We start from the raw sequence: 12368 nt of genomic DNA, 5'->3' as shown, positions 1-12368 counted from the left end.
GCTATATAGTAATACTTCTATCGATAGGAATATCATTCATTCAATTAATGACCTTGATGATATTATTGACAATCATTATGAGCATTATGGTGATAACGAACAGCTCATCATTGCTGGTACAAATTTGTTTGATAAAGCAGAACAGGTGATTCAATCCGAAAGCGGGTTTCTTTGGTTAATTGGGAATACGGGAAATTACGCTATTCATCGTTGTGAAACCATTGATGCTCATTATGAAGATATTAATCAACTAACAACTCACTTAAAGCGATATGCAAACCTAAAAACGGCTCCTAGCCTCACCATTTCTATGGATAGTAAAAGTGCTATTGCATTCGCTTCTACCGATTGGATCTGTATCGATAATGTTCTTTTTCCATACTACGGTGGAGTCACTCGGTCTTCTCCTTTTCTAGCTATTTCTCAATCAACAATCCATTGTATACAGAATAATATCGATTCTTGTGGATGGACGTCGAACATCATTGACAATAAACACCTTGCTGGAGTTATTTCCCGTCATGAGCAAAGATAAAATAAGTTCCAAAACCCCAATAAGTGCATTGATTATTGGCTATTTACTAGCAATCACTGTAATAGTGATTTTAGCTGGTACTTTTTATTCCTTATTTGGAAATGACTATTTTGCGACTCAATATTCTGATAAATCCATTTTCCTATATTCAGTTATTTCTTGGTTCATTCTACTATTAATTGCCCCTGTCTATTTGTTCTTCATTCGCCGAATATCGCTTTCATCAATAGCGCCATTTTTGCATAAATATAAATGGTTAAAAAAAGCCAATGATAATAATACGTCGAATGAAATGTTGCAGGCTCTAAGACAAGTATATGGTCGATTTTGTTTACATAAAATTTCTGTTATTTATCTCCTTGGCTCCCACTCCGCCGTCGAAAAACTCGCTCCTAGCCTGACGCAAGAAATCTGGCAAGAGTGTGATGGAACCCTACTTATCTACGGTGGCGATATCGGGAGTTCCATCGATTCAGAGCGACTAGAAACCCTCAAACACCTACGCCGACGTCGTCCGCTCGATGGCGTGATTTGGGTGACTGAAAACAGCATTTCATCTCAGCTTTTAGACAACAACGTCACTTTCACTAACCTCAATACCGCAACAGCCCACAATGCAGGGCGCGCTATCCAGAACCTCTTCCAAGAATTAGGTTGGCGTGCGCCAGTTTGGGTATGGAGTGTCAGTGACCAGCAATCCCTCAGCGCGGTTGAAACGCCCTCTATCCTCTGTATGACAGAGCAAAATATGCCAGCCGAGGCGCTATCGCCTAGCTTATTAAGCCTGATCCCTGCACTTGTGATCAACGGAACTCAAGCATTACTGCGCGAACAAAAACACACCTATCTACTCGCCTTAGCCCAATTTTTACAAAACGGTGGCAGCCAGCAGCTTGCAACCGCATTAGCCCCACTCAATACCCAATTACGTACGCTGCCTTTTTCCGGCATTGCATTTAGCCCTTGTATCAATCCGTTAAATCAGCAACGTTTACCCAATAGTTGGCACCCTGATACCCGCTGGAAAAGCTGGTTGAATGTGCAATCTGAACTGGCATCCGGTTTACAGCCTGCCTCTTTAGGCTTTGACAAAAAACGTCTCGTTCAATATGGCGCAGCCACCGCCATGACCTTATGGGGAGCCGGTATGATTGTCTCTTACTTCGCCAATCGCCAGCTTATCGAAGAGAGCTACCAAAGCGCAAGCGTCGCTGCTAACGCACAATTACCAGAAACTGAACGCCTCAAAGCTCAGTATGATTTTCAGCAAACCCTAGGCTTACTCAATCATCGCGAACAAACTTCTGTGCCTTTCTGGCTCCATTTTGGGCTAAACAGTAATCAGCCACTATTAGCCCATTTATGGCCACTGTACCAAGAAACGGTATTACCGCCTTTGCGTGATACCATCGCTCAACAATTGACTCAACAATTACAAACCTACGCCCAGTTATCCCCTAACAGTGATGACCGTCGCCAAGCCACCCAAGGGGCGTATCAAAGCCTAAAAACCTACTTAATGATGAGTACCCCTGAGCGCATGGATCCGGCGTTTTTTACTGATAGCGTGCTCTCGACTCTCCCCGTCCCGCAAGGAATGAACGAAGGCGAATGGCAAACCCTCGGTAAAGAATTACTTATGTTCTATGCCCAACAGCTACCGAAGCACCCCGAATGGCAATTAACTGCCAACAATAACCTGATTAATCAAAGTCGCACTTTACTCATTCGACAAATTGGTCAACGCAGCGAAAGTGCTACGCTATATCAAGAAGTGTTACTACAAGCGCAACATCAGTTCCCTGATATGACCTTAGATGATATGACGGGCGATACCGATGCCAGCTTTTTATTCACCACGGATGAGTTTGTGTCAGGTATTTTTACCCGCAAAGCGTGGGAAGAGTCTATTCAACCTGCCATCAAAAAAGTGGTTGAATCTCGCCGCAATGAAATTGATTGGGTATTGAGTGATAGCCAGCATGAACTTAGCCAAGATATTTCGCCTGATGCACTTAAGCAGCAGCTTACTGAACGCTATTTTGCTGACTTTTCTGATAGCTGGTTAAACTTCCTCAATAGCCTGCAATGGCGCCATACTGAAAGCTTGTCTGATACTATCGACCAATTATCTTTGATGAGCGATGTGCGCCAGTCACCCGTCATTGCATTGATGAATACCGTGGCTTACCAAGGGAAAACCGGACGCCAGCAAGAAAAGCTCGCTGACTCCTTTATGAACTCCGCGAAAGACCTGCTTAATAAAGAACAGAAACCCGTCATTAGTCAGAAAGCCGACTTTACGGGTCCACTTGAAGATACCTTCGCCCCCATTCTGAATTTTGTGGACCCGCAAGCCGCCACGCAAACAAGCGATAACCTCAGCCTACAAGCCTATCTCACCCGCATAACCCGCGTGCGATTAAAACTTCAGCAAGTGGTTAATGCACCGGATCCGCAAGCGATGTCTCAATCCTTCGCGCAAAGTATTCTAGAAGGTAAAAATGTCGATTTCGCCGAAGCGCGGGATATGGGTAGTTTGATTGCCGCCAGCTTTGGGCAAGAGTGGCAAAGCTTTGGGGATGCGCTGTTAGTGGAGCCGATGACCCAAGCGTGGCAGCAATTACTCACACCAACCGCCCAAGGCATTAATAGCGAATGGCAAAATGCCATTGTCAGTGAATGGAACAACGCTTTCGGCGGACGCTATCCTCTAAAAAATACCCAAAGCGATATCTCCTTACCGTTGATGGCGCAATATCTGCGCCCCGATAATGGTCGGATCCAACGCTTCTTAGAAACGCGCTTGCAAGGGGTTTTACGCAAAGAAGGCAACCATTGGGTCCCCAATAGCACCAATGCCCAAGGCTTACGCTTTAACCCTGCCTTTTTAACCGCGCTAAATACCCTGACAGAGTTAGGTGATGTGGCTTTCGCGAACGGGGAAGCGCGCCTCTACTTTGAAATGCGTCCAGGCACCAGTAAAAATGTGATGCAAACCATATTGGTGATCGATAAACAAAATCTCACTTACGATAACCAGTTCCCAGAATGGCAACGTTTTGTTTGGCCTGCCGATACCGTCGCGTCTGGCGCATCTTTAACCTGGATGACTACGTCATCGGGTACCCGACTCTATGGCGATCATCGTGGTGTTTGGGGGCTGATCCGTTTACTCGAAACGGCCAACGTCGCGCCTTATGCGGGCAGCACTAGCAGCTATACCGTCTCGTGGGTAACACCGGATGGCAACACGCTGAATTACCAACTGCGCACCGAAATGGGTCAAGGCCCGCTGGCACTATTAAAACTGCGCAATTTCGTTTTGCCTGAAAAAATCTTTTTGGATTAGCCACCGATAGGACATCACCTATGCCTTTATTAACTGCCTTGCGCACCGCTTGCTTTACTGGAAATCCGCTTGCTGCTAACCAGCTTGTTGAGCAACAAGTGGCACTATGGGAGCGCTGGCTACTGCCCATTACAGCTGAAAATCCAATGGGGGATGACCCCGGTTATGACGATGACTTCGAACGCATGAAAGAAGAAGTCAACAAACTCTCGGGATCAGACACTGAATTAATTTGTGCTCTTGCCGAAAACCTCCTAACCAACGTCTGCAAAGATGCGCGAGTTATCACTTATTATATTTGGGCGCGTTTGCATCGCGAAGGGGAAACAGGATTAGCCGATGGGCTAGGTCTACTCGCAGGATTACTGCATCGCTACCATGACAGCCTACTACCTTCGCGCCCAAATAGCCGAAAAGCCGCCATCGAATGGCTGGCGGGTCAACGTGTTATCGACAGCTTATCCCTCTACCCTGAGGTGGATAGCAACGAATTTTCCCGCATTGTGGCGCTACTTAGCGCGATCGTGGATGAGTTTAATACGTGGGATGAAGCAAGCCGCCCTAACCTTGCTCCCCTTTTACGGGCTTTAGAAAATCGGCTCGCCCAATCGGGTGGGGCTGATAGTGTCGTCCCGCAAAATATCAAAGCGTCGGAAAATATCGCGATAAAGCAAACTGCCTCGGGGATCAGCCCTATCGCCCCCATACAATCAGGTCGTGAGCTGCTCGACCAAGCCAAAGTCCTTGCCAATTATCTACGTAATCAACCCAACGGCTGGCTGTCGGGTCACCGGCTGATGAAATCTGTCCGTTGGGATACCCTGCACCAATCGCCACCACAGAACCAGCATGGTTGCACACGTTTAGCCCCACCGCGCTCGGATGCGAAAGCCCAATTAAAACGTTTATATCTGCAACAAAACTGGTTGGAGCTCACCGAACAAGCCGACCGTCTATTTGCCGAAGGCGTTAACCATTTTTGGTTAGACGTTCAATGGTACCTACACCAAGCGCTCAGTAAATCTCCCGCGCCTTGGAACGGTTGGGCAGACGTTATTGCCTCGGATTTAAAACAATTTTTATTGCGCCTACCCGGGTTAGAAAATCTCGCATGGGAAGATGGCACCCCCTTTGCTGATGAAGTGACCCTCGCGTGGATCAAACAACAGATTCTGGAAGATAACATTCAGTCTCTGCACCATATGCCAGTTCAAGGCGCGGATGATGATGATAACGGCTCGATATTCGCCTTAGAGCAAGAAGCATTAACGCAAGCCGATACCGAAGGGGTGGAAGCTGCACTAGCATGGTTAATGTCTCGCCCGAATATTCAGACCACCCGCCAAAAATGGCTATTGCAATTGGTAATGGCAAGAGTGGCAGAGCAGTTTGCCCGTCATGATTTAGCGCTGAACTTATTGCGTGAATTAGATAATCGCGCTGAACACATGCAACTGGCTGATTGGGAACCGCATTCCCTGTTTGAAGTCAAAGCCCGCCAATTACAACTTCTGCGCGGTAAAGCACAACGTAATACACCGGATAAAGCCGAGTTACATCGTCAAATGTCTGAATTATTGGCTCAATTAACTCGCTTAGATCCTGTCCGAGCATTGGTGCTCTACCCTTAAATTAATCAGTGAGAGTGATACGAATGGATGATTTAACCCTTCGCTATTATGATGCAGAAATGCGCTATCTACGCGAAGCTGCCAAAGAGTTCGCCCAAGCTCATCCCGACCGGGCGGCACTATTAGATTTAGATAAAGCCGGCATTCCCGACCCTTTTGTTGAGCGACTATTTGAAGGTTTTGCCTTTTCGATGGGGCAACTACGCCAGAAAATTGATGATGATTTACCGGAATTAACGGAAGGATTGGTCAGCCTACTTTGGCCTCATTATTTACAAACCATTCCTTCACTGTCTGTGGTTGAACTCGCACCGGATATTCACGATATGAAATTATCGTCGGTGATCCCAGCCAATTTTGAAGTGCTTTCACGCCCAATTGGCGAGAAGAAAACCGTTTGTCGTTACCGCACCACGCGGGATTTAACCTTAAATCCCATTGCGCTATCCACAGTGAATTTAACCACTGAGCCTGATGGCCGTTCCGTGATCCGATTACGCTTCGATTGTGCAAAACTTGTCGATTGGAAACAGAGCCCTCTTGGGACTATTTCCTTTTATTTGGCGGGTGACGTCCCAACCACTTACGCTCTACATCTGGCACTCACCAAACACGTCGCGGCGACCTATATCCGTTTACCGTCATCCCCTGACCGCGTTCGTTTACCGCTGTGGTTTTCCCCCGGCGGATTTGCCGAAGAAGATCAACTGTGGCCCAAAGGAGATAGTACCTTCAGTGGCTACCAGCTATTGCTAGAGTATTTTTCTTTTCGAGAAAAGTTTTTCTTCGTCAATTTAAACGGGCTTGAAGAGATTCAATTACCCGAAGGATTAAGTCACTTTGAGCTGGAAGTTGTGCTCGATACCCTGTGGGATAGCGACATTCCATTAAGTCGCGACAACCTAAAACTGCATAGCGTGCCGGTGATCAACTTATTCAATATTGAAGCAGATCCACTCACCGTTAACGGGTTAGAAAGTGAATATTTACTGCGTCCCCGTCGCCTACAAGATGGGCATACCGAAATTTATGCTGTCGATACGGTTCATGGAACAAGGCGAGGTGAACACATTCACTATGTTCCATTCAGCAGTTTTCGCCATCGAGGTGGCATGTTGCGCCGCAATGCACCTGAACACTACTACCACACTCGCGTTAAGCGCGGTGTCAGCGGGTTACATGATACATGGCTGATTTTAGGGGGAGAACGCGAACAGCCGACCGCCGCTCTGGAAAGTGAAACCTTATCTTTGCAATTAACCGGCACTAACGGGCAACTTCCGCGCAAAGCGCTGCAAAGTACATTGCTCGACAGGACCGAAGAAACCCTACAAACCCAATTGCAGGTTCGCAATTTATGCAAACCAACCCTGCCTTGCTATCCACCAGCCGAAGACCGTTTCCATTGGCGCGTTCTTAGCCACCTTGGCGCCAGTTTCCTCAATATGATGGACAACGTGGAAGTATTGCGCGGCACATTGGCGCTCTATGACTGGCGCGAAGATGATTTAAACAGCCGCAAACTCGATGCCATGATCCACGTTGAACAGCACCTTATTGAGCGTTTCGAAAAAGGCTTTTTACAGCGCGGTATTGCCATCGATATCACTCTTGATAGCAACGGATTTAACGGTGAAGGTGATATTCATCTCTTTGGCGAAATGCTCAACCGCTTTTTCGCACTGTACACCGACGTGCATCTATTTAACCAATTGACTCTCCATATTTTACCAACAGGAAATAGCCTCACATGGACAGAGAATCATCCTCAGTAAATCAGCTTTTTGATGCGCTAGGGGAGCGTCTACCACTGGTTAACTTCTATCGGTTTTGCCAACTGCTAGAACAGAGTAATAAACAGCGCCCGCCACTTGGTAGCACCCAAGATCCAAAAACCGATGTTATCCGGTTTCGTCCCCATCGTGGGATGGGTTTTCCTGTCACCGAAATTAAAGGCATCGACATTGAAGACCGCTACCGAGATAGCAACACACCCAGTATTCGAACTACCTTTTTAGGGTTATATGGTGTCACATCACCGTTACCCACCGCCTACCTCGATGACATCGCGCAACAGCGGGAAGGGACCGAATCGCTCACGGATTTTTTGGATATTTTTAACCATCGGCTCACCACGCAGTTTTACCGTATTTGGCGAAAATATTCCTATCCAGCAACCTTTTCCGCGGGTGGCGAAGATGAAACTTCCCAGTATTTGTATGGGTTAATTGGCTTAGGGATCCCAGGCACAGCTCAACATGTGCAAGCGCCTTTATCCCGCTTTCTCGCCTTACTGGGTACGTTACGTTTTCCAACCCGCACCGCAGAAGGCGTTGTGTCACTCGTTAAATTACTCGCGCCTGACACTCACGTAAAAATCAAACCCCATGACCCGCGGCGTATCGAGCAAACAACTCAAACAGGGCTATCGTGCAGAACACCGATGACCTTAACCAACAAGCCCGTTTTAGGTCAGTATTCTACCGATGTAAACAGCCAAATTTTGATTACCTTACAGACAGATAACTTTGATGAAGCCCGCAATTGGTTGCCTGACGGACAACTGTATCAAGATTTAATGGCGCTATTGCATGTTTACCTAGGGTCAAGAGTCAATGCCCGTCTTTGTCTCAAATTACCCAGAAAGTTGCTCCCTAACGCAACGTTAAGCACGCAATCTCACCAAGGTGTTCAACTGGGACGTACCGCCGCGATGGGCGCATTAACCCCTAATGCCCCTCACCGAGAACACATTATTACCTTAAATTTAGGGCGCTATCAGCGATTATCGGCAACATCACACTCTACGCCGCCCTCACATTACGCTAATTATCGATTCTAATTCTGGGACTATCCTATGAAACACATCCCTTTACTGCCATTTTGCGGCAAAACATTGGTGCTTCTGACTGCATTAAATCTCGCTGGATGCGGGCTCACTCAAATGGTCAGCGATGGCACTCGCAGTGCAGCAAACGCGATATTTTATAAGCAAGTGAAAGTCGTCCATCTTGATTTCGTGGCACGTGAAGCGCTCAATACCGATGATACAGGCGCATCGCTGTCCACCATCATTCGCGTATATCAATTGAAAGATACTGAAAGCTTTGATGAGAGTGATTACGCGTCGTTATTTGCCAAAGATAGCCAAGTACTAAAATCCTCTCTCGTGGTACAAAAAGATTTACGCATTCGCCCAGGAGAGTCGATTTCCCTTGATATGCCCCTTGAAGACGGCGCTGAATTTGTTGCCATCGCCGTGATGTTCCATCACCCAGACCTTATCACCGATGACTGGCGCGTAGTGATCCCCAAAAAGCGGTTACTACCGGATGACCCGCGCTTACTCACCCTCGCGGATAACTCCATGACCTTAAAACCACTTGGAGAAAAATAGCATGTCCCAGCCTTCATTATATGAAATGTTGACGGGGTATTTTGCGGGTGGATTGGATATTGATGCTATCCCAGAACATGACCAAGTGATGGTGTCTGTGATGGACAATATTCGCCGCATTCTCAACGCCAGAGCGGGTAGTATCGAGCATCTTCCCGACTATGGGCTACCTGATATGAGTAAAATGATCCAAGGTCTCCCCGGCACTGCTCACAATATGATGACCATTTTATCGGCCACGTTACTCAAGTATGAGCCCCGCATCAAATCACTCTCTTTAGTGTTATTACCGCAAAACAGCTTTGGGGCGCTCCATTACGCCCTTGAGGTTGAATTACATGAGCAAGGTTTGATCCGTTATGGCACTGAATTTATGCCGGATGGGCGCATTCTCGTACACCATCTAAAAAAACAATTCGATACGATTTAAACCGACGATAGCGTGAGAAAACTATGAACCCAGATTTAAACACATTGCGCCTTGGTGGCGACCCGCGCACGCTGGCTGATTTTGCCGCGCTCAAAGAAGAATTAAATAAACGCTTTCACCCCGCCCGCCCTGATGTAGACTGGGCGCGAGCTCATGGGCTATGTTTGTCCTTATTCAACCAAAACGGCGCTGATTTACAAACTTGCGCATGGTTTACCCTGATCCGCCAGCATCAAAATGGTATCGCGGGATTAAACGAAGGCTTATCTTTACTCCAACATTTACTGAGCCGCCACTGGCAAGGATTATGGCCACAACAGACCCATGCCCGGGTTGAGATCCTCGCTACGCTGAGCCAACAACTCATGACAGGATTACGCGCCCATGCGCCTGTTTATGCAGACCTGCCAGCACTGTATCAAACTGAAGCGACGCTCAACCAAATTGGGCAGCTGCTACAAACATTAGAGCTCAAACACCTTACTCAGCTGGAACGACTGCAAAACTTGCTCATCACTCAAGCCAAGCAGCTCGAAAATACCGATGTTCCCGACAATGGTTTTATTCCACCGACGCCACTGCAATTACCAAAAACTTCTCCATCATCATTTCATGCCCGTACCGCAGCAACGCCAATTTCCATCAAAGCCAATGCTACTATCAGCACACCGACACCGATCAAGCCTTCTTACCGCAAAGGCATTTGTGTGGGTTTGGCTTTTGGTATTGTGCTCGCAGGCGCGCTGTGTGCAGGAACTTTGTATATGTTACACCCACAAATCAATAACCATGTTTTAGCGCAAGCGCTACCCCAATTACCTGACTTTACGCCGAATATTGCCTCAATTCTTGAGCAACAATTACAGCCTAATGCCGCACAACCCAATAGTTTTTCCCCTGAAAAACTCAAGGTAATCGATAACTATCTCGTGGAATTAGAGTCCGTCTCCCCAATTTGGCCTCAGCTGTATGGATTAAACATGGTGAGTTACCTCACTAAGCAATATGGTGAACGTCAAGAAGTCAGCGCATTTAACGATAAATGGCAGCAAAATATGCAAATTAATGCGCTATCTAACGATAAATTACAACAGTGGTCTGAAGGGATGGCCGAGCTAAATAATCTCAGTACGCGCTTAGACAGTCTTGATGGTAAACCTCGCAGCTATATCACGGGGTCTGAATTAAAAACCATTATTTTCAATGCTCGCCAGCATTTTAATCAAAGCGTTCCTTTGGAAGAGGAATTACGTCGTCTTGAGCAACTTCAAACCCAAGGTTCCGTCCCTGAATCTGAATATCAACGGATTGATAATCATTTTAAACAGCTACTGAATCGCTATGCGTTGATAAGACAAAGCGAAAAATAAACCTATTTATTCCTAAGCAATACCTGTATGGAGCACCTTATTCGTGCTCCATTTTTTTCAGTGATATACTCGTTTTAAATTAACGTGATAATTATTTTTCAAGGAATACCCCATGCTTCGCTGTGCTGCTCGTATCACCCACCAGCTACGTCATGCATTTCATTCTCGACCGCGCTTTTTGGTCTCGCTTATTGTTGCTTTCATCACTTTCTTCGCTTTATTTCAAACACAAAGTCTGATTATTAACTTAATTATCAGTTGGAACGCATTTGCGTGGTGCTATTTGCTGTTTCTATTCCAGAGAATTATTAGCCACAATGTGAAAGATATTCGTAAGCTGACAAAAATCGAAGATGAAAGCGCGAGCATGGTAATATTTTTCTTGATGTCAGGCTGCTGCGTCAGTTTATTAGCCTTATTTTTTGCCTTGGGCGGACACAGTGATATCCCGAAAGCCGATAAAATTTACTCTTATATTTTAACTGCCTCGACATTGATATCCTCTTGGCTGCTCTTACCCACGGGCTTTACCATGCACTATGCCCACCTCTATTACGGCAATAGTGAAAATGAAAAAACGTGGCTAATTTTCCCCGATAAAATCACCCAACCCAGCTATTCGGATTTTATGTATTTCTCATTCACCATTGCCGTCGCCTCACAAACGGCAGATGTGGAAGTAGCCTCAACCCCTATGCGTCGTGCAGTATTGCTCCAATCCGTTATTTCATTTGTCTTTAATATGGCCATTTTAGGGTTGTGTATTAATATTTCTGCCAGCTTCTTTTAAAGGTTATCGGATTAACTTGTCGAAATAAAAAGAGTTAGCCTGCTATCACAATAAAAAAATATTCAATGCAGGATATTGACAATATCCCCATATAGATCTAAAAATACTGTATATTAATACAGTCTTTAGTAGAGGCTATTATGTTACGCATCGAAGTGTTATTTGATAAGAATTCACCGCAAAAACCAAGTGGCTTGGTTTTACAAGCTTTAGAGTCTGAGATTTTACGCAAACTACAGTCACAGTACCCTGATATGGTCACTCGAGTGGGCTTTAGCTCTCAGCAGGCGATTAATATTTCAGGAACGAAGATTGCGGATGATAAATTACGCATTGAAGAGATCTTAGAAGAAATTTGGATGGATGACGGCTGGCTACCTGAAGCAAATACCGATGACTAGATGATTAGCAGAGAAATGGAAGGGTAATATCTATCTTCCATTTCTTAATTCGCTATTCTTTGAAGTTAATCTGAATCACTTTTAATGTGTTTCTGCCTATCACTTATACGCTTTTGCGTATAAAAACCGATAGCACCACAATTCACTATTCCGCCATTATCGAAAGACTATTAATAAAGTTTCTGACGAAGATACGATTTAAACTCATTCACCGGATTACGTTTCGTTTTACTCACTTCAAGTATTCGAGCCTCTACTAAGCAAGTTTTCGCATCAGTGCATCGCTGAACTTCATTTAATTTTGTCGGATTCAACGCCAATTGTGGTTTATTGAAACTCGCCCCCATAAATACCATGGCAAAAAAAATAATCCCGATAAATAGAGGCACTTCAATATACGCTTTTTTCATGATGAATGCTCTTGTTATGGTTGTTGAGGGTATATTAGTGCTTTTGCATTTT

11 protein-coding genes are annotated in these 12368 nt (G+C 45.7%); 10 read left to right on the top strand and 1 reads right to left on the bottom strand.

Annotation, left to right across the window (positions count from 1 at the left end):
* The 10 genes from JK188_RS05695 to JK188_RS05650 all read left to right on the top strand — a co-directional run.
* On the top strand, positions 1-535 hold a 535-nt coding region (locus JK188_RS05695), incomplete at its 5' end, for a hypothetical protein (RefSeq protein WP_211888627.1).
* Positions 522-3887 carry an ImcF-related family protein gene (locus JK188_RS05690; RefSeq protein ID WP_211886003.1) on the top strand — a complete coding sequence of 1122 codons (3366 nt, stop codon included), beginning with the start codon at positions 522-524 and terminating at the stop codon, positions 3885-3887. The genes JK188_RS05695 and JK188_RS05690, both read left to right, overlap by 14 nt.
* A 20-nt stretch (positions 3888-3907) precedes the next feature.
* A complete protein-coding gene (gene tssA, locus JK188_RS05685; RefSeq protein ID WP_211886008.1) occupies positions 3908-5518 on the top strand; it encodes a type VI secretion system protein TssA in 1611 nt (536 codons plus the stop codon).
* Between the two features lie 23 nt (positions 5519-5541).
* A complete protein-coding gene (gene tssF, locus JK188_RS05680) occupies positions 5542-7293 on the top strand; it encodes a type VI secretion system baseplate subunit TssF (RefSeq protein WP_211886009.1) in 1752 nt (583 codons plus the stop codon).
* The gene (tssG, locus tag JK188_RS05675; protein WP_211886015.1) at positions 7269-8360 is read left to right on the top strand and encodes a type VI secretion system baseplate subunit TssG; all 1092 of its coding nucleotides are present in this window, start codon (positions 7269-7271) and stop codon (positions 8358-8360) included. The genes tssF and tssG overlap by 25 nt, the downstream gene beginning before the upstream one ends.
* A 15-nt stretch (positions 8361-8375) precedes the next feature.
* A complete protein-coding gene (tssJ, locus tag JK188_RS05670; protein WP_211886017.1) occupies positions 8376-8915 on the top strand; it encodes a type VI secretion system lipoprotein TssJ in 540 nt (179 codons plus the stop codon).
* 1 nt (position 8916) lies between these two features.
* Complete coding sequence (gene tssE / locus JK188_RS05665) at positions 8917-9345, top strand: type VI secretion system baseplate subunit TssE (protein ID WP_004912512.1); 429 nt, start codon at positions 8917-8919, stop codon at positions 9343-9345.
* A gap of 23 nt (positions 9346-9368) precedes the next feature.
* Complete coding sequence (locus JK188_RS05660; protein ID WP_211886019.1) at positions 9369-10715, top strand: VasL domain-containing protein; 1347 nt, start codon at positions 9369-9371, stop codon at positions 10713-10715.
* A gap of 112 nt (positions 10716-10827) precedes the next feature.
* The gene (locus JK188_RS05655) at positions 10828-11505 is read left to right on the top strand and encodes a DUF1345 domain-containing protein (protein ID WP_211886021.1); all 678 of its coding nucleotides are present in this window, start codon (positions 10828-10830) and stop codon (positions 11503-11505) included.
* 140 nt (positions 11506-11645) lie between these two features.
* Positions 11646-11906, top strand: a complete 261-nt coding sequence (locus tag JK188_RS05650; protein WP_036952942.1) for a DinI-like family protein — start codon at positions 11646-11648, stop codon at positions 11904-11906.
* Positions 11907-12076: 170 nt separating this feature from the next.
* Here the strand turns inward: JK188_RS05650 and JK188_RS05645 are convergent, their stop codons facing one another.
* Positions 12077-12316, bottom strand: a complete 240-nt coding sequence (locus JK188_RS05645) for a hypothetical protein (RefSeq protein WP_036952939.1) — start codon at positions 12314-12316, stop codon at positions 12077-12079.
* Positions 12317-12368: the final 52 nt, after the last annotated feature.

This window comes from Providencia sp. JGM181 (genome assembly GCF_018257375.1).
Taxonomy (GTDB): domain Bacteria; phylum Pseudomonadota; class Gammaproteobacteria; order Enterobacterales; family Enterobacteriaceae; genus Providencia; species Providencia lanzhouensis.
Note: the sequence above shows the minus strand (reverse complement) of the source record. Positions and strands in the feature narration are given on the sequence as shown.